Genomic DNA, 18,123 nt, shown 5'->3' on the forward strand with positions numbered 1-18,123 from the left:
CTCCCGAGAAAGGACACAACCATGTCGAACGACAACGTCATCCTCACCGGCTCCTCCACCGTCGGCACGTGGCTGGACCACCCCGTCGGCGGTGAACTCATCCGCGGCCTCCTCGCCCAGGGCGGCACCGACCCCGAAACGCTCACCCCCGCGCGCGGCCTGCCGCTGCAGCAGCTCGTCGCGCTCTCGAACGGCCAGCTTCCCCAGGCCGCCATCGACGGCCTCGTCCTCGCCGCGAACGGCGGGGAAATGCCCACCGACGGGGCATCGGACGACAACGGCGAGACCATCGTGCCGGGCCGCTTCGCTGGCCAGACCGTCGTCGTGACCGGCGCCGGCGGCGGCATCGGCCGCGCCACCGCGTCCCGCATCGCCCGCGAAGGTGGCCGTGTCATCGCGGTCGACATCGCCGAAGCTGGTCTGGGAGCACTGGTCGACGAACTTCCCGACGCCGACGTCGTGACGGTCGTCGGCGACATCACGAGCGAGGACGACGTCCAGCGCGTCGTCCAGGCCGCGGGCGACCGCATCGACGGGCTCGCCAACGTCGCGGGCATCACCGACACCATGTCCCCGCTCCACGAGACCTCGGACGCGGTGTGGGAGCGTGTCATGGGCGTGAACGTCACCGGGACGTTCCGTCTCACCCGTGCGGTCCTGCCGGCGATGCTCGCCGCAGGGCGCGGCTCGGTGGTCAACATCGCCTCGGAGGCGGCACTGCGCGGCAACGCGGCCGGCATGGCCTACACGACGTCGAAGCACGCCGTCGTCGGACTGACGAAGAGCAGCGCGTTCATGTACGGCCCGAGCGGGATCCGGGTGAACGCGATCGCGCCGGGCGGTGTCGCCACCGGCATCCCGACCCGGTTCGACTCCGAGATGGGCGCAGCCCGCCTGCAGCCCTTTCTGCAGACGATTCCGGCGGTCGCCACGGCACAGCAGCTCGCTGCATCGATCACCTTCCTCCTCAGCGACGACGGCACGAACCTCAACGGGGTCGTCCTGCCGTCCGACGGCGGCTGGTCCATCCAGTAACAGAGCCGACGAGACGACGGACGGGAGGCGCGATGCGGACACGTGTCGCGCCTCCCGTCCGCCATGTGGTGCCGCCCATCCGCCACACGCTCACCCAGCTGATCCGGCTCCCGGCCCGCGTGTGGCTGCTGCTCCTGGCGGTCTCAGCCGTCATCGCGGTGATCGTGCGCCCAACGGCACAGTGGTCGATCATGCTCGCGACCGACCGCGCCGGCGGGGTCACCGCGACCCCGGCCGGCTTCGTCACCCTGATCGGTGACCCTGTCGCTCTCGCCAGCATGGCGACCGCCGCGGGTCTCACGCTGGCCGCCACCCTCGGCTGGGCCGTCCTCGTCCTGGCGGTCGCCGATCACCGACGGGCCGACCGGCGACCGTCAGTGCGTACGGTGTTGCGGGGGGTCCGGTCCGCTGCCCCTCGGCTCCTGCGGCCTGGCATCCTCGTGACCGGACTGCAGCTCGCCGTGCTGCAACCGCTCGCGGGGACTACCGTGTTCGCGCCGGTCACCGGCGGACTGGCAGTTCCCCCGTTCATCGGCCGTGAGTTCCTCAAGGCGCCGCTCAGTGCAGCGCTCTGGTGCAGCCTCGCCGCCCTGGTCGTGTTCGTCAGCTTCCGAGTCGTGCTCGCTCCGGCGTTCACGGTCGTCGCCGGGGAGGGGCCGATCCGGGGCCTGCTCTCGAGCCTCCGCGTGACCCGCTCCGCAGGTCTGCCCGTCGCGGGACAGATCGCGGTGCTGCTCGTCGGCTCCGCGATCGCACGCGTCCTGGTCGTCTGGTCCTCGACTCCGCTCGTCGAACTCATCCCCTCCGAGCAGCTCCGGGCGGTCGTCGACGTCCTGCCCGTCCTGGTCCTCTCCGCGCTCACGGTGGTGACCGCGCAGGCGGTCGCGTTCTCCGTCGTGGCGACCGTGCAGAGCGCCAGGGGGATCGCGAGCCCGATCGGCGGACGGGTCGACGCCCCGGGTCCGACATCCCGTCGGATCGTCGCCGTGGTGATGGTCGTCGTCGTCGTTGGGTGCACTGCGCTCCTCGTGCCGTCGCGTGCCGTGTCACAGCCCGTCGGCGTGCACCGGTCGACTGATCCCCTGGTCATCGCCCACCGTGGGTACGACCGGGGCGGGCCCGAGAACACCATCGCCGGCCTCGAAGCAGCGGCAGCCCTGCACCCGGACCGCGTCGAGGTGGACGTCCAGCAGACCGGGGACGGTACCTTCGTCACGAGCCACGACACCAACCTCCTCGTGCTGGCCGGCCGCGACGAGGACATCGACACGATGACGACCGCCGCGGTCACGAGCACGACGGTACGGATGCACGGCAACGCTGGCACCATCCCGACGATGTCCGCGTACGTCAGCCGCGCACGGGAACTCGGCGTGCCACTGCTCATCGAGCTCAAGGCGACGCCGGCCACCGACGACCGATCGGTCGCCGAACTGTTCGCGCAACTCGACAGTGTCGGCCCGCCGGAAGACACGTGGTTCCACTCGCTGGACCAGACCGTCGTTCGTCAGATGCTCGCGCAACGGCCCGAGCAGCGCATCGGGTTGACCGTGGGACCGCACTTCGGCCCGCTGCCGGACCTCCCGGTCGGCTTCTACACCGTGGAGCAGGCATCGGTGACCTCCGCCGTGATCCGCAGTGCACACCTCCGTGGACGAGAGGTCTACGCGTGGACCGCAAACAGCGACGTCAGGATGCGGGTCATGCTGCGCGCCGGCCTGGACGGCGTCGTGACCGACCGTCCCGTCGCGGCGAGGGTGTTGGTCGCACGCGTTGCGCAGGAGCGTCCCGGAGCACCTGGAGCGCTCCGGGACGAACTCAGCAGCTGCTGCCGCGTCCCGTGACGGTGCTCGTAGCGACGTCATCCGCCGTTCGACTGCGGTGTGCCCTTCCCGTACGCACGGAACCCGTAGACGAACGACCCACCGGGACCGCTGACGGTCATGTAGGCCTGCGTCGTACCGGGCCTGATCGCCAGGTTCGTCGCCGACGTCACCTTCCCGCGATCTGACCGGGGCACACTGACCCGCGCGATGGACGCCCCGTCGCGGCTGAAGACGTCGATCACGGGTTTGCCTTCGTACCCCTGGTAGACGTTCCCAGCAGCATCGATCGCGATGGAGTCAACGCGGCTCGCCCCGGCGTCGGGGCGGATCGCCGGATGGACCGCCGTCGCTTCCTCCCGCTCCGAGTCCAAAGCCACGTAGTCGATCTGGTTACGGTTGTACTCGCTCACCCACAGCCCACGGTGGTCCTCGTCGAAGGCGATCCCGTTCGCCGACGCGAGAGCATCGACCACCACCGTGGCGCGGTGGGTCGCCGCGTCGATCCGGACGACCCGACCGACGGGATCCTCCGTCGACGCAGCGTTCCCTGCCGCGTCGCTGACGAACATGTTCCCGTCCGGGTCGAAGGTCAGGTCGTCCGGCTGCATCCGCCGGCCGTCGACGGGGCCCTCGAACTCGACGCGGAGGCCACCTCCCCGGCCGTCCAGGCTGACGACCTTCCCCGTCGCGAAGTCGGTGACGGTCAAGCGGCCGTCGCGCGGGTTGAACTGCGCAGAAGTCGGCGCGGTCAGACCGGCACCGTCGCCGAACGCCGTTACCTTCCGGCGGTCGAGGTCGATCCTGACGACCTTCGGCCGTGTGGTCCCGGCGGTGACGTCGACGGCGATGAGTCGCCCGTCAGCAGCGAACGACGGCCCTTCCAGCAGCGGTCCGTACCCGGAGCCGGGCTCTGGTGCCGGCGCGACCTGGACGACGCGGCGTGCTGTCTGGTCGTCCGTGCGCGCTGCGGCCGGGACCGCATCGTCCGCGGGCGCGGCGCAGCCCGACAGCACGACTGCTGCGGCCGCCGACAACGTCAACACCGCGCCGATCCGCACTCCGCCGGATCGCGCGGCTCGTCTCCGCCGCGTACTCGTGCTCGTGCTCGTGTGCAGCTTGCGCATCAGGAGGCGCTGACGGCGAGTTCGGGCACCAGGACCTCGTCGATCGAGGTCTCCCGCCACTGCCGGAGCAGCTGGTGGAACCGGACCGGGCCGGGGCTGTACCCGCCGCCGCCGCGCTTCCGGGAGCCCTCACCGTTGTAGTACCCGGGCGTGCACTCCGCCAGGAACGCAGCGTTGTCCACCTCCACCTCGCGGATCGTCGCCAACCATCGATCTTCGGCTTCCACCGAGGGCTCCACCTGTCGGGCGCCCTGGTCGCGCGCACGTTCCAGCAGTGCAGTGATGTGCGTGGCCTGCTCCTGCAGGATGTGGACGAAGTTCACGGAGTTCGCGTTCTGCAGCGCCCCGAGGTGGAACAGGTTCGGGAACCCGTGTGACACGAACCCGTGCAACGTCCGCGGGCCTCGCGTCCATGCTTCGAGCAGCTGCGTGCCGTCCCGCCCGTGCACGGGCAGCGTTCCGGAGACCACGCCCGAGACGCCGGTCTCGAACCCGGTGGCGAAGATGACGGCGTCGACTTCGTACTCGGTGTCGCCGACCACCACAGCGGTCTCGGTCATGGACGTGATCCCACCGGTGTCGGCCGTGTCGACCAGGGTCACGTTCGGACGGTTGAAGGCCTGGAGGTACTGGTCGCTGAACGTCGGCCGCTTGCACATGTACCGGTACCAGGGCTTGAGCACCTCCGCGGTCGCAGGGTCGGTGACGACGGCGTCGACGCGCGCACGGATCTGGTCCATCTTGCGGGCGTCCGCGATCTCGACCATCAGGTCGCGTTCCTCGGGGTCGAGCGTGTCCTCCGTCTGCCCGGTGAGCATCGTGCGCTGCAGCGCTGCGGTGGAGGTCCAACCGTCCTGCACGAGGTCGACGTCCGTCTCTTCACCGGACACGACCGCGAGGAAGTTCTCCATGCGTTCCTGCTGCCATCCGCTCGGGAGGCCCGTGGCCCAGTCGGCTGGGAGGTCCCGGTTGTCGCGGACGTCGACGCTGGACGGGGTTCGCTGGAACACCGTGAGGTGTTCGGCGTCCTCCGCGACCCGTGGGATCACCTGGATGCCGGTCGCTCCGGTCCCGACGACGGCGACGCGCTTGTCGGCGAGTCCGGTCATGCCACCGGTCTGATCACCTCCGGTGTAGCCGTAGTCCCACCGACTGGTGTGGAACGTGTGGCCCTTGAACGTCTCGATCCCCGGGATCGCCGGGAGCTTCGGCTGAGACAAAGACCCCGAGGACACGATCACGTACCGCGCCCGCATCGCGTCACCGCGGTCCGTCTGGACGTGCCACTCGGCTGCGTCGTCGTCCCATCGGAGCTCCGTGATGCGCGTGTGGAACAGCACGTCGTCGTACAGGGCGAAGTGCCGGCCGATCGCCACCGCGTGCTGCCGGATCTCCTCGCCCGGTGCATACCGGCGGGTGGGGACGGTCCCGACTTCCTCGAGCAGCGGCATGTAGACGGAGGCCTCGATGTCGCAGTGGATGCCCGGATACCGGTTCCAGTACCAGGTACCACCGAAGTCGCCGCCCTCCTCGGTCATGCGGATGTCGGTGAAGCCCGCCTGACGCAGCCGTGCCCCGGTGAGGAGGCCGCCGAACCCCCCACCGACGACGAGTACCTCGACTCGGTCGGTCTTCGCCGGTCGGTCGGTGCGTGGCGTGTATGGATCGGTCGCCCAGTACCCGAACGCGCCGCGCGTGCCCTGGTACTGCCGCAATCCATCCGGGCGGATGCGTCGATCCCGTTCGGCCCGGTACCGGGTGCGCAGTTCCTCCAGGTCGCTGGCAGCCATGGAGCTGGCCAGTGCTGTGTTCGTCATCGTGCTCCTCACGGTGGTGGTGCGCACCATGCGTTTCGTCGACACGTGGTGCGGCAACAGCTGTTGCCCACCATCGATTCAACCCGCTCAGCCGCGATGAATCAAACGCTTGATTGAACTCAGGGGAACCTCTGATGCCCGCTGCGATCGGGGTCCCCCGAACGGTGGACCATCGAGTCAGCGTGCAGTGCTCTCCGCGTCCGAGCCGTGGTGGCCCGCGCCGACCGGCGCGAGCCACAGGGAGGAGACGACGTCGACGAGGCTGTCCGCAACAGCGGCCCAGTTCTCCCAGATGCAGGTGCCACCTCGCTCGAGCGCACGTTCGTGTTCCGCGATGACCTGCGTGAGGAGGATGCGCCCCATCGTCATCCGTTCGGCACACACACGTGCGGAGAGGTCCGGCACGCACTTCTGGATCCCTCGTGTGATGTGCATGAGTCCAGGGGTGTCCCGCGCTTCGTCCATGGCGATCTCAGCCCACGCGGGATCGGTGGCGACCTGTGCGCTGAAGCGGCCGTACCAGGTCGGCGAGCCGAGGGACTCGAGGTGGGTCGTCGTCGGGCGCACGAAACACGCGATCCACGCACGGATGTCCGCTGACTCACCGACCCGTTCGAGTTCGGCGAGTCGCAGCGCGTTGATGGCGTGTTGGTGGCGCGCGAGGATCGCGCGGATCAGTTCCGCCTTGCCGCCGAAGTGGTAGCCGACGGCAGCGGTGTTCCCTTGCCCGGCCGCCTCCCCGACCTGCCGGCTGGACACATGTGCGATGCCGTACTCACCGAAGAGCTGCTCGGCGGACGTGAGGATCGCCTCGCGGGTCGCAGCGACGCGTGACGCACGGGTGCCTTGCTGGGCATCGGTCATGGGAGCTCCTCGAGATTCACGCAGGCGATCGCTTGTAGGCGGCGTCCGTACCCGTTGAGGCCTGCTCGGGCACCGAGGTCGACCGGCGAGCGGTGGAAGTCCGTTGCTGTTCTTCGTCCACGAAGTCGGCCAACCCGTAGAACGGTATAGCCAATCGCCTACTGAGACGGATCGTCGTCCGGCGCGCAGTCGACACTCGCGAAGTCCTCGTAGCTGAGCTCGGACACTTGAGGGTAGGTATGCGTTCTGGTCGAAGGGCGCTCGGGCTGTACTTCGTCGTGCTCGTGCCGAAGCCGAAGACCGTCAAGAACCGGGTGCACCTCGACCTGTGCGGCGAGGACGCCGCCGAGGTGCGCTCGGTGCTCTCCGACCCTCCGTGCTGGACGACGGCGGATTCCGCGCAACGAGGTCTGCGCGCTCCTCAAGGCCGTGCCAGGGAATGGGTGGCGCAAGCGTGCGCGGCGTCGGCAAGCTCGACGTTGTGCGCGTTTCAGGGGCCGGAGTCTCAACTACTTCGACAGAAGTCTCATCTGGGTTGAGAAACGACATGCGGCGAGCGTACGTCCGACGGAGCGAGTGACGGGAATCGAACCCGCGCTACCAGCTTGGGAAGCTGGAGTTCTACCATTGAACTACACTCGCGCGCCCCGCAGAACGGGACTCCGCAAGCCTAGCGGATTCTCGCCTGGAAGCCAGCCGACCGCGCACCGTACGCCGTCTCGCGGGCGCGTGTCGCGCCTCCCGAGTCTCCGCTGTGAGGCTGCGTGCCTGACGGACAGGTGTCGCCCCCGTGTGTACCGTCCAGGGAGTTCCAGCCCCGAACCGAGGAGGACCCGGATGGTCAGGCATCCCCTCATCGACGACGTGGTCGGCTCGGCGATCGTGGTCGAGTCCGCCTCGCCCGTCGTGTGGCTGACCGATGCGCTCGCCTCGCTGCTCCGCCGGTCGGCGGACGCCGGACGGACGGTCGTGCTCCGCACCGGCCGGGCCGCGGCGATCACCCCGGCACTCCGGCACGCGCTCGGCGCGTACGGTGCCGCGTGGGCGGTGTCCGACTTCGACGGCACACTGCGTGACGGCCGGACCGGCGTGGCCGCATCGGACATCGAGGACATCGTGCACCGCGGCCCCGAACTCGTGGGCACCCCGTCGCCCGAGCACCCGGTCTCGGCCGACTCGGTGCGACAGATCAGCATCGACCTGACCCTCCGCCACCACCCGGGCCGTGCGGTCGACATGGGCTCCGCGATCGAGGCGCTGTGCCACACCGTCGGCACCTGCCCGACCCGGTGGGGCACCGCCGAACCGCTCACCGTGCCGTGGGACCGCTGGGTCGTGACGCAGTACGCGAAGCACGAGGCCCCCGGCATCTCGACCTCGTACGCCGTCGGCGAGGGGTTCTCCGCGACGATGACAGCGCACCTGGTCGGTGGGGTCGTCGTCGAGACGATGTCCGCCGTGCTCACCGTGCCCGAGGAGAACACCGACCCAGGGCTGGCGAACCGGATGTTCGACGCCGTGCAGCGGGTCGCCGACCAGGTCGTCCCCGTGTTCGGCGTGGTCATGCAGCGCCGCGGCGACGCCGACCACCTGGTGCGGGCCGTCTCGCACGGCGAACCGTCGCCGCTCGCCGTCGTCGTGGGCCCAGAGGCCGCCGGCTTCCTGGATCGTGACGGAGTCTGGCCGCCGCCGCGCACCACGACCGCGACGTTCGCAGCCGGTTCCGGCTCGTCGACCCGAGCGGATGCTGACGTCGACGCCGACGGCGGGATGATCGTCCGTTTCGAGGACGGCTGGGAAGCGCTCGAGTCGTTCCTCGACCGCATCGACGAGGACCGCTTCCTGCAGTTGGTCGGCGGTGCACCGCTCGACCCAGCGCACGACGAGGGCACGCTCGACGGCCACGTCCGCGACGACCGGATGGTGGGCGGTCAGGGTGCCGCGTGACGTCACCATCCTCTGCCGGCAGCCGGTGGAGACGCGCGAGGTGGCGGAGGCGCTCCTGCTGCACGACGAGACCTGGGGCGTCCGGGCGCTCGACGACGGCCCGATGATGCAGGTGTGCCGTGACGCCACCCACCCGGTGATCACCGTGCTGGGTGTGCGCCGGGTGGACTCCTTCGACGAGGTCGAGCGGATCCTGCCCGACGCCCCGACCCTCGCGACGCCGTTGTGGTGGGTCGACACCGTCACGCCCGCGGGCCCCGACGGGGAATCGGGGATCTCGGCCGCGCTCGAGGCCGCGATGGACCTCGACGCGGTCTGCATCGTCCACGGGGACTGATCGCGGTCGGCCTGCCGCGCTGCCTGCGCTGGTCGGCCCGGCGGTTCAGTCCCGCTTGCTCATCGCCGCCAGGCGCTCGTTGTAGGCCTTGAGGTCGGCGTCACCGTCGCGGTCGGCCTTGCGGTCGAGGCGCTTGGCGTCGCGCTTGTCCGAGCGCATCCAGTTCCGGACGACGAGCAGGGCCACGAACACCATCGGCAGCTCCGACGCGCCCCAGGCGATGCCGCCGCCGGTGTGCTGGTCGTCGAGCAGTGCGGCGTCGTTCGTCTGGCCCAGCGCGTGGAACCAGTCGAGCGCGAACACCGACTGCGACGTCATGACCGCGACGCCGAAGAACGCGTGGAACGCCAGGGTGGCGAGCAGCGTGATGATGAGCATCGGGTACGGCGGGCGCTGCGGGCCGGGGTCGACACCGACGAAGACCCAGAAGAACAGGTAGCCGCTCAGGACGAAGTGGATGATCATCGCGACGTGCCACTCGTGCGACTGCATCGCGGCCTGGTACGCCGGCGTGAAGTAGAACACCACGAGGGACCCGGCGAAGATGATGCCCGCGACGGCGGGCTTGCCGAGGAACTGCATCCAGCGGGAGTGCACGAAGAGCATGAGCCACTCGCGGGCGCCGCGTGAGCCGTCGTTCCGGACGGGCAGGGTGCGGAGCGCGAGCAGCACCGGGCCGCCGAGCACGAGCGGCAGCGGGACGAACATCATCAGCAGCATGTGCTGGAGCATGTGCGACGAGAAGTGGATCATGCCGTACACGGCAGGGCCGGCCGACGTGGTCCAGATGAACAGGGCGCACCCGATCAGCCAGGCGATGGTGCGACCGACGGGCCAGGCGTCGCCGCGCTTCCGGAGCTTGCGCACCGCCAGGAGGTACCAGATCGCCCCGACGACGGCCAGGCCGAGCCACACCCAGTCGATGTGCCACTGGGTCAGGTAGGTCTGCGTGGTCTGTGCCGGCGGGAACGGGAACCCGATCAGGCCGGAGCGGGTGTCCTCGCCCGTCGCGGGGGTCTGCGGGATCGGCGGCTGCGAGCGGGACACGGCGACCGAGACGCCGATGGCCACGGCCATGAACACGATCTCGGCCAGCGCGAACCGGGTGAACACGCGGCGGTCGAGCGGTGCGCGGAGGAGCCCGGGCACGAGCTTCCGGCGCTGCACGATGCCCGCGACGCCGAGCAGCACGAGGATGAGCGCCTTGACGGTGATGAGCCAGCCGTACGTCGTCGTGACCAGGTCGAGCGGGCCGGTCAGACGCAGCGACGCGTTGACGATGCCGGAGAACGCCACGGCCCCGAACGACCAGCCGGCGAGCGTCGAGTACCGGGCGATGACGCGTCCGGTCGCGCCCTTGGTGCGGGTGCGGAGCAGGACCACGGCAACCAGGCCGCCGGCCCACACGCACACCCCGACCAGGTGGATCGCGAGCGAGTTCACCGCGTTCGCGTGCTCCAGCGATCCGGCGGCGTGACCGGACAGGGCCAGGGGGAGCAGGGCGAACAGGCCGATCACGGTGGCGAACGCCAGGGTCGTCACCCGGGTGGCGAACGCAGCGACCACCGTGGCGACCAGGATCGCGGCAGCCGACACCACGAGCGCCTGGCCGATCTCGACCTGGAACGCGAAGAGCATGAAGTTGCGGGCGAACACCGGGCTGGTGAGCGGGACACCGAGGGTGTTCGCGCCGGTCAGGACGATGCTCACCGCGGCTGCCAGGAACCAGACGGCGCCGGTCGCCGCGGCCCACCGGGTGGCCCGGTGCTGCACGCTGGACAGAGCGCCGTGGTCCTTCTTCTGCGCGGGCAGCGCGAACGCCGCGACGATGAGGAGCCCGACGGTCAGCGCAGCCATCGTGTCGTGCACGACGCGGGCGATCGGCAGGCCGTACTCGACGACGTCGCCGGCGGACACGAGCTGCTGACCCGCGCTGAACGCGCCGGTGATCGTCAGCCCGAGGATCGAGCACGCGACGGCCAACGGGATCGCGATGACGAGGACCGTCGCGACGGTGGACGAGCGCCCGGTGACGGGGGCGGCGTCCGGCGCTGACCCGGTGGGCTGTGTTTCGGGTGACGTGACGGTCATGACCGTCCAATGGTAGGCGTGCCGGCTGGAAGGCGGCCCCTCGGATGCGCGCTCAGACCCGCCGTTCCCAGATGCCCTCGCAGCCGACGCCGACGAACCCGACGGCCTCGTTCACGTCGAGCATGTGGCGGTTCTCCTCCGCGTTGAACGTGATGATCGAGGGACGCCCCGGGAACCGCCGCTCGAGCTCCTGGATCCCGACGACCTTGAGCAGCCAGCCGAGCCGGTGGCCGCGGTGCTCGCGGAGCACCAGGGTGTCCCACTGCTGTGCCGGGCGTGCGGGATCGTTCGGCACGGACAACTGTGTGAAACCGGCCAGGGTGGTCGTCGGCAGGTGCTCGACGGCCACGGTGAGCAGGGTGCGCGGTGCCCGGGCGAGCTCGTCCTCGTGCTCCCGGAGGCGTTCGGCGGTCCAGACGTCCTCGGGCTCCTCCATGTCCCCGGCGGGCGCGTCGGTGCTCATCCGGGTCTCGAGCAGGGCGATGCCGTCGAGCCACTGCTCCGGCGTGCGACCGGTCCAGGCGTGCACGCGGTACTCCGGACCGGCGGCAGCACACGCCCGCTCGTGCAGTCCGCGCACCACGGATGCGTCGGCGGGCAGCGGGAGCCGGCTGATCCGGTTCACCTGCCCGAAGTGCCAGCCGCGGGCGGTCAGGAACCGCACCCCGGCCTCGTCCTCCGGGACGGCGCCGAACCCCGTCGGGGCGTGCACGAACCCCGGCCCGGACGCGGGACCGACCTGCCGCGAGACGGCGTACGTCTTCCACTGCGTGCGCCCGTCGGCGCGGGCCATCGACTCCAGGTGGTCGGCGAGCAGCGTTCCGACACCGCGGCGCTGGTGCCCGGGGGTGACACCGACGGTCAGCCAGCAGTTGGTGGTGCCGGGCTCCTGCTTCGTGTCGTAGGAGCCTGCACCGACCGCGGTGCCGCGATCGTCACGGGCGACGACGAGCCGGCTCGGGGCGCCCGGCTCGCGGCACAGCGGCAGGTACTCCTCCGGTGTCCACGCCAACTCGTGCAGCCCGTGCACGGCGGCTTCGGCCCCGTCGGACACCGCGAGCCACTCGGCGAAGGTCGCGACGGTCGCCGGGTCGTCGTCCATGGTGGCGGGCACCGTGATCTCGTCGACGGTGTACGTGGTCATCACTGCTCCGAACGCCGCCCGCCCGGGTGGTGGGCAGCCTGGCAGCATACCGGCGCGACGCCCGCTGCCGCTAGGCTTCGTCCGTGCTGCTCTCCGACCGCGACATCACCGCCCAGCTCGCCGAAGGCCGGATCGGCCTCGACCCGTACGACGCCTCGCTCGTGCAGCCGTCGAGCATCGACGTCCGGCTCGACAAGTTCTTCCGGCTGTTCGACAACCACAAGTACCCGCACATCGACCCCGCGGTGGACCAGCCGGACCTGACCCGCCTGGTCGAGACCGACCCGGACGAGGCGTTCGTGCTGCACCCGGGCGAGTTCGTGCTCGGTTCCACGTTCGAGGTCGTGACGCTGCCCGACGACATCGCAGCGCGACTCGAGGGCAAGAGCTCGCTCGGTCGCCTCGGCCTCCTGACCCACTCGACCGCGGGCTTCATCGACCCCGGGTTCTCGGGGCACGTGACGCTCGAGCTGTCGAACGTGGCGACGCTGCCGATCAAACTGTGGCCGGGGATGAAGATCGGACAGCTGTGCTTCTTCCAGCTGTCGAGCCCGGCCGAGAAGCCCTACGGTTCCGCCGAGTACCAGTCCCGCTACCAGGGTCAGCGCGGCCCGACGGCGTCCCGCTCGGCGCAGAACTTCCACCGGGCGGACGTCTCCGACCCCCGCTGAACCGCGCCGGTCCGGCGACGGACGAAATGTTGGATGCTGTGTATCGTTGCAGCATGTCCGCTGTTCCCCCACGGTCCGCCCCGCCACTGTCGGCCGCGGTGCTCATCCGCGACGCCCGAGAACGCGCCGAACTGACCCAGGTCCAGCTCGCCCGGCGCGCCGGCGTCACGCAGAGCGTCATCAGCACGTACGAGAACGGTCGGCGTGAACCGTCGCTCGCCGCCCTGCAGCGGATGCTCCGGGCGGCGGGCTTCACGACGACGATCGACCTGCAGCCGGTCGAGGAACCCCAGCCGCTCCTCGAACGGGTGGTCGCCGCCCGGCAGGAGCTCGTCGACATCGTGCAGCGGTTCGGCGGGCGGAACCCCCGGATCTTCGGCAGCGTCGCCCGAGGTGACGACGGCCCGGACAGCGACGTCGACCTGATGGTCGACGTCGACGCAGGGCTCGGGATCTTCGCGCTCATGCGGATCCAGGACGCCGCCGAGCGGTTGCTCGGCGTCCGGGTCGACGTGGTCGACGCCGCGGGCATGCGCCCCGGGGTCGTCCGGACCGCGGTGCCGCTGTGAGTGCCGAGCAGGGCGTCCGCCGTGCCGTCGGCGACCGGCTCGACGACGTCCTCCGGGCGTGCGAGGCGATCCAGCGCTACGTCGACGACGAGCGGGTACCCGAGGACCTGGTGCACGACGCGGTCCGGATGCGCCTGGTCGAGATCGGTGAGGCCGTCCGGGTGCTCCCGGCCGGGGTCACCGCGAGCGAGCCCGGCATCCCGTGGTCGCGCGTGGCCGATCTGGGGGAGCGACTGACCCGGCGGTACTTCGACACGACGCGGGCGCTGGTGTTCGGCACCGCCCGCACCGACGTCCCACACCTCGCCGACGCCGCGCGCCGGTTGCGCGCTGCCCACCCCTGACCGGCGGGGGCTCGGACCGGCCGCGACCACGTGCCCTGGGCGGACCACCCGGCGGACTGGAGGCGCGGATCACGACGTGCACCGAGCCTCCCGTCCGCCGTGTGGCCGGCCCCCGGACGACGCAGGACGGCCCCGTCTCGCCGAGGCGAGACGGGGCCGTCCGTGGTGCTGGGGAGATCAGCCCTTCTTGGCGAGCTCCTCGAGGGTGTCGTTGCCCTTGTAGGCCTCGACAGCGTTGTCCTTGGTGACCAGGACCGGCGTGAGCTCGATCGCGGGGACCGTCTTCTTGCCGTTGTAGTTGTTCGTCTTGTCCATCTTCGTGTCGGGCTTGTCGCCCTTCGACAGCGTGGAGACGAGGTCGACGGCCGCCTGGGCCTCCTTCGACGTGTCCTTGAAGATCGTCGAGTACTGCGTGCCCTGCATGATGAGCGGGATGGACGCGGTCTCCGAGTCCTGACCCGTCACGACGGGGTTGTCCTTGCCGGCGGCCTTGGTCGCGGTGAGGATCGCACGGGCGAGGGTGTCGTTCGGCGACAGGACGCCGTCGAGCTCGGTGTCACCCGTGTAGTACTGCGAGAGCAGGTCGGTCATGCGCGACTGGGCCTTCTGCGCGAGCCAGCCCTGCGTGACGACCTTCTGGAACGTGGTCTGACCGGAGACGACCTTGATCGTGCCGTCGTCGATCTTCGGCTGCAGGACGTCCATCGCACCGTTGAAGAACACGGTCGCGTTGGCGTCGTCCGGCGAACCGGCGAAGAGCTCGACGTTGTACGGCTTGTCGCCCTTCTTCTCCTCGAGGCCCTTGAGCAGCGCCTCGGCCTGGAGCTGGCCGACCTTGAAGTTGTTGAACGCCACGTAGTAGTCGACGTTCTTCGTGTTCAGGATGTTGCGGTCCCAGGCGATGACGACGGCGCCACGGTCCTTTGCGGACTTGACCTGCGCGGTCAGCTGCGAACCGTCGGCGGCACCGATGATGACGGCCTTGGCGCCCTTGGTGATCATGCCCGAGATCTGCGACTGCTGGTCGGGGACCGGGTTGCCGGCGTTGGCGTACTGGATGTCGGCCTTGAAGCCGGCGTCCTCGATCGACTTCTTGAACGCGGCGCCCGCGAGGACCCAGTTCTGCGAGGTCTTGGCCGGCAGGGCGACGCCGATGAGGTCGCCCTTCTTGATGCTGCTGGTGCTGCCGGCGTCGTCGGACGAGCCGCGTGCCGAGCAGCCGCTGAGGGCGAGGCCCGCGATGAGCGCCAGGCTGAGGCCGGCGACGATCTTCTTGCGCATGTGATTGCTTTCTCTTCGTTGAGGAGGTGTGGGGCCGGAGCCCCGCTGTGGGGAGGGGTGGACTAGGGGAGGGTGATCTTGTCCGGCTGGTCCTCGATGGACCGCGGCTGCTGGGCGGCCACCGTGTTCTGCTCGGTGTCCTTCCGCTGGAACTGCCGCATCATGCCGCCGATCAGCGACGGGCGTCCCTGCGACTTCGAGTAGACGTCGAAGGCGACGGCGACGAGCAGGACCAGGCCGCGGATGATCTGCACCTGGTTGGACTCGAGGCCCATGAGCTGCAGACCGTTCGACAGCAGCGCCATCACGAGACCACCGATGATCGAGCCGGAGATCGTGCCGACACCACCGGCGACCGCCGCGCCACCGACGAACACGGCGGCGATCGCGTCGAGCTCCCAGCCGGTGCCGTCCGCGGGCCCCGAGGCGCCGGAGTAGGCGACGAACACCATGCCGGCGATCGCGGCGAGGACCGACATGTTCATCATGACGAAGAAGTTGACCCGCCGCGCCGAGACGCCGGACAGGACGGCTGCGTTGGCGTTGCCACCGACGGCGTAGACCTGGCGACCGAAGATCGTGTTCTTCGTGACGAAGCCGTAGACGATGGTCAGGATGCCGAGGATGATCGCGACGATCGGGACCGAGGTGCCGACCGGGCCGGCGCCGAACAGGTACGTGGCGACGAGCGTGACGGCGACCAGGATGCCGGTGCGGACGATCGAGACCCACAGCGGCGGGACCTCGGCCTGCATCTTCCGACGGCGGGCACGGCCACGGGCCTCGATGATGATGAGCGCGAGGATCGTGACGAGGCCGATGAGCAGCGTGCCGTTGCTGAAGCCGAAGTCGGGGCCGAAGTCACCGAGGAAGCCTGCGCCGATCGGGGTGAAGGCGTCCGGGACGGGGACCGACGTCGAGTTGCCGATGATCTGGTTCACACCACGGAAGATGAGCTGACCGGCCAGCGTCACGATGAAGGCCGGGACCTTCACGAACGCGACCCAGAAGCCCTGCCACGCACCGATCAGGGCACCGCACGCGAGACCCAGGATGATGGCGGCCCACACCGGGAAGTCCCACACGGCCATGGACTGCGCCACGACGATGCCGACGACCGCTGCGACCGAACCCACCGACAGGTCGATGTGCCCCGCGATGATGACCATGACCATGCCGAGCGCCAGGATCAGGATGTAGGAGTACTGCAGGAACAGGTTGATGACGTTGGTCGGCTCGAGGATGAGCCCGTTCGTCGTGACCGAGAAGAAGATCAGCAGCACGATGAGCGCGATGATCATGCCGTACTGGCCGATGCTGTTGCCCTTGCCGAAGAGCAGTTTCAGGTTGTTCATGAGGCGGTGGCGCCCTTCCGCGCGGAGGTCATGCTGCGCATGAGCGATTCGGGATCGGCCTGGTCGGCCGGGAGGTCAGCGGTGATCTGGCCCTCGAAGATGGTGTAGATCCGGTCGGAGAGACCGAGGAGTTCGGGGAGCTCGGACGAGATGAGGATGATGCCCTTCCCCTCGGCGGCGAGCTGCTGGATGATCCCGTAGATCTCGAACTTGGCGCCCACGTCGATGCCGCGGGTGGGCTCGTCGAGGATCAGGATGTCCGGGTCGGTGAACATCCACTTGGACAGGACGACCTTCTGCTGGTTGCCTCCGGACAGCTTGCCGACGTTGTCCTCGACGCTCGGCACCTTCGTGCGGAGCATCTTGCGGTACTTCTCGGCGACCGAGTACTCCTCGAGCGAGTCGACGACGCCGGCCTTCGAGATCTTCTGCAGGTCGGCGGCGACCGTCGAGCGCTTCACGGTGTCGAGGAGGTTCAGGCCGAGTGCCTTGCGGTCCTCGGAGACGTAGCCCATGCCGTTCTCGATCGCCTGCTGGACGTTCGTGACCTTGATCTCGCGGCCGTCCTTGATGATCTGGCCGTCGATCCAGGTGCCGTAGGAGCGACCGAACAGGCTCATCGCCAGCTCGGTGCGCCCGGCGCCCATCAGACCGGCGAAGCCGACGATCTCGCCCTTGCGGACGTGGAAGTTCGACGCCTTGCAGACCAGGCGCGACGCGTCGATCGGGTGCTGCACGGTCCAGTTGCGGACCTCGAAGAAGGTCTCGCCGATCTTCGGGGTGCGGTCGGGGAAGCGCGACTCGAGCGAGCGGCCGACCATGCCGCGGATGATGCGGTCCTCGTTGACGCCGTCCGCCTTGACGTTGAGCGTCTCGATGGCCTTGCCGTCGCGGATGATCGTGATCTCGTCGGCGATCTGCTCGATCTCGTTGAGCTTGTGGCTGATGATGATGCTCGCGATGCCCTTGGCCTTCAGCCCGACGATCAGGTCGAGCAGGTGCTGCGAGTCGTTCTCGTTGAGCGCGGCGGTCGGCTCGTCGAGGATCAGGAGCTTGACGTCCTTGTGCAGGGCCTTCGCGATCTCGACGAGCTGCTGCTTGCCGACACCGAGGTTCTTGATCTGCGTGTCCGGGTCGTCGGCCAGGCCGACGCGGGCGAGCAGGTCCTGCGCACGCAGCTGCGCGGCGGTCCAGTCGATGCGCCCGAAGCGGCTCGGCTCGTTGCCGAGGAACAGGTTCTCGGTGATCGAGAGCTCCGGGATGAGCGCCAGCTCCTGGTGGATGATGACGATGCCGGCCTGCTCGGACTGCTTGATGTTCGAGAAGCGGACTTCTTCGCCCTCGTAGACGATCTCGCCGCTGTAGGTGCCGTACGGGTAGACGCCGGACAGGACCTTCATCAGGGTCGACTTGCCGGCGCCGTTCTCGCCGCAGATCGCGTGGATCTCGCCGGCGCGGACGCTGAGGGAGACGTCGGCCAGCGCCTTCACACCAGGGAACTCCTTGGTGATCGAGCGCATCTCGAGGATCGTCTCGGGTGCGGTGATCGACCGGGTCTCGAGGCCGGTGTCGATCGGGGTTGACGCCACAGTGCATCTCCTTCTGCCGCTTCGGTGCGGCAGTGTGTTCGGGTGGTTCTGCTGCGGCAGCGAAAGCACAGGGGGCCTGTGTGGACTTCGTTGTCGCGTCCGGATCCGGCTCGGTGTGACGCTCATGTG

General features: G+C 69.4%; 15 protein-coding genes and 1 tRNA gene. 7 read left to right on the top strand and 9 right to left on the bottom strand.

Features of this window, described 5'->3' with window-relative positions:
- The first annotated feature begins 21 nt into the window (after positions 1-21).
- Positions 22-1,035, top strand: coding sequence for an SDR family NAD(P)-dependent oxidoreductase (locus DEJ30_RS01255; protein WP_110858694.1), 1,014 nt, complete (start codon positions 22-24; stop codon positions 1,033-1,035).
- 68 nt (positions 1,036-1,103) lie between these two features.
- Complete coding sequence (locus tag DEJ30_RS01260; RefSeq protein ID WP_181430050.1) at positions 1,104-2,879, top strand: glycerophosphodiester phosphodiesterase family protein; 1,776 nt, start codon at positions 1,104-1,106, stop codon at positions 2,877-2,879.
- Positions 2,880-2,896: 17 nt separating this feature from the next.
- On the opposite strand, the gene DEJ30_RS01265 is transcribed toward DEJ30_RS01260, so the two are convergent.
- From DEJ30_RS01265 to DEJ30_RS01280, 4 genes are all read right to left on the bottom strand, one after another.
- Positions 2,897-3,904 (bottom strand): SMP-30/gluconolactonase/LRE family protein, encoded by a 1,008-nt coding sequence (locus DEJ30_RS01265; protein ID WP_258369764.1) that lies wholly within the window; start codon positions 3,902-3,904, stop codon positions 2,897-2,899.
- Between the two features lie 80 nt (positions 3,905-3,984).
- Entirely contained in the window at positions 3,985-5,802 is a 1,818-nt protein-coding gene (locus DEJ30_RS01270) for an NAD(P)/FAD-dependent oxidoreductase (RefSeq protein ID WP_110858929.1), read from the bottom strand.
- Positions 5,803-5,979: 177 nt separating this feature from the next.
- Positions 5,980-6,666 (bottom strand): TetR/AcrR family transcriptional regulator, encoded by a 687-nt coding sequence (locus DEJ30_RS01275; protein WP_110858697.1) that lies wholly within the window; start codon positions 6,664-6,666, stop codon positions 5,980-5,982.
- Between the two features lie 571 nt (positions 6,667-7,237).
- Positions 7,238-7,308: transfer RNA gene (locus DEJ30_RS01280), tRNA-Gly, on the bottom strand.
- Positions 7,309-7,503: 195 nt separating this feature from the next.
- Here DEJ30_RS01280 and DEJ30_RS01285 point away from each other — a divergent pair.
- Both DEJ30_RS01285 and DEJ30_RS01290 read left to right on the top strand, forming a co-directional pair.
- Positions 7,504-8,613: a DUF6177 family protein gene (locus DEJ30_RS01285; protein ID WP_110858698.1), complete on the top strand. Its 1,110-nt coding sequence runs from the start codon at positions 7,504-7,506 to the stop codon at positions 8,611-8,613.
- Between the two features lie 25 nt (positions 8,614-8,638).
- Positions 8,639-8,950 carry a hypothetical protein gene (locus tag DEJ30_RS01290; RefSeq protein WP_146243392.1) on the top strand — a complete coding sequence of 104 codons (312 nt, stop codon included), beginning with the start codon at positions 8,639-8,641 and terminating at the stop codon, positions 8,948-8,950.
- A gap of 45 nt (positions 8,951-8,995) precedes the next feature.
- Here the strand turns inward: DEJ30_RS01290 and DEJ30_RS01295 are convergent, their stop codons facing one another.
- On the bottom strand, positions 8,996-11,041 hold the full coding sequence (locus tag DEJ30_RS01295) for a cytochrome c oxidase assembly protein (RefSeq protein WP_110858699.1): 2,046 nt from the start codon (positions 11,039-11,041) through the stop codon (positions 8,996-8,998).
- Positions 11,042-11,093: 52 nt separating this feature from the next.
- Positions 11,094-12,185: a GNAT family N-acetyltransferase gene (locus tag DEJ30_RS01300; RefSeq protein ID WP_181419943.1), complete on the bottom strand. Its 1,092-nt coding sequence runs from the start codon at positions 12,183-12,185 to the stop codon at positions 11,094-11,096.
- An 83-nt stretch (positions 12,186-12,268) separates the two neighbouring features.
- On the opposite strand from DEJ30_RS01300, the gene dcd reads away from it, so the two are divergent.
- From dcd to DEJ30_RS01315, 3 genes are read left to right on the top strand one after another with little or no spacing between them, the layout of a single operon-like run.
- Complete coding sequence (gene dcd, locus DEJ30_RS01305) at positions 12,269-12,856, top strand: dCTP deaminase (RefSeq protein WP_027464935.1); 588 nt, start codon at positions 12,269-12,271, stop codon at positions 12,854-12,856.
- 53 nt (positions 12,857-12,909) lie between these two features.
- Positions 12,910-13,425 (top strand): helix-turn-helix domain-containing protein, encoded by a 516-nt coding sequence (locus tag DEJ30_RS01310; RefSeq protein WP_181419944.1) that lies wholly within the window; start codon positions 12,910-12,912, stop codon positions 13,423-13,425.
- On the top strand, positions 13,422-13,769 hold the full coding sequence (locus tag DEJ30_RS01315) for a DUF86 domain-containing protein (protein WP_110858702.1): 348 nt from the start codon (positions 13,422-13,424) through the stop codon (positions 13,767-13,769). The genes DEJ30_RS01310 and DEJ30_RS01315 overlap by 4 nt, the downstream gene beginning before the upstream one ends.
- A gap of 177 nt (positions 13,770-13,946) precedes the next feature.
- On the opposite strand, the gene DEJ30_RS01320 is transcribed toward DEJ30_RS01315, so the two are convergent.
- The 3 genes from DEJ30_RS01320 to mmsA form a co-directional block, all read right to left on the bottom strand.
- Positions 13,947-15,050, bottom strand: a complete 1,104-nt coding sequence (locus DEJ30_RS01320; protein WP_027464932.1) for a sugar-binding protein — start codon at positions 15,048-15,050, stop codon at positions 13,947-13,949.
- 62 nt (positions 15,051-15,112) lie between these two features.
- Positions 15,113-16,405 carry a multiple monosaccharide ABC transporter permease gene (mmsB, locus tag DEJ30_RS01325; RefSeq protein ID WP_110858703.1) on the bottom strand — a complete coding sequence of 431 codons (1,293 nt, stop codon included), beginning with the start codon at positions 16,403-16,405 and terminating at the stop codon, positions 15,113-15,115.
- Positions 16,402-17,925, bottom strand: coding sequence for a multiple monosaccharide ABC transporter ATP-binding protein (gene mmsA, locus DEJ30_RS01330; RefSeq protein WP_181419966.1), 1,524 nt, complete (start codon positions 17,923-17,925; stop codon positions 16,402-16,404). The genes mmsB and mmsA overlap by 4 nt, the downstream gene beginning before the upstream one ends.
- Positions 17,926-18,123: the final 198 nt, after the last annotated feature.

This window comes from Curtobacterium sp. MCPF17_003 (genome assembly GCF_003224385.1).
Classification (GTDB): domain Bacteria; phylum Actinomycetota; class Actinomycetes; order Actinomycetales; family Microbacteriaceae; genus Curtobacterium; species Curtobacterium flaccumfaciens.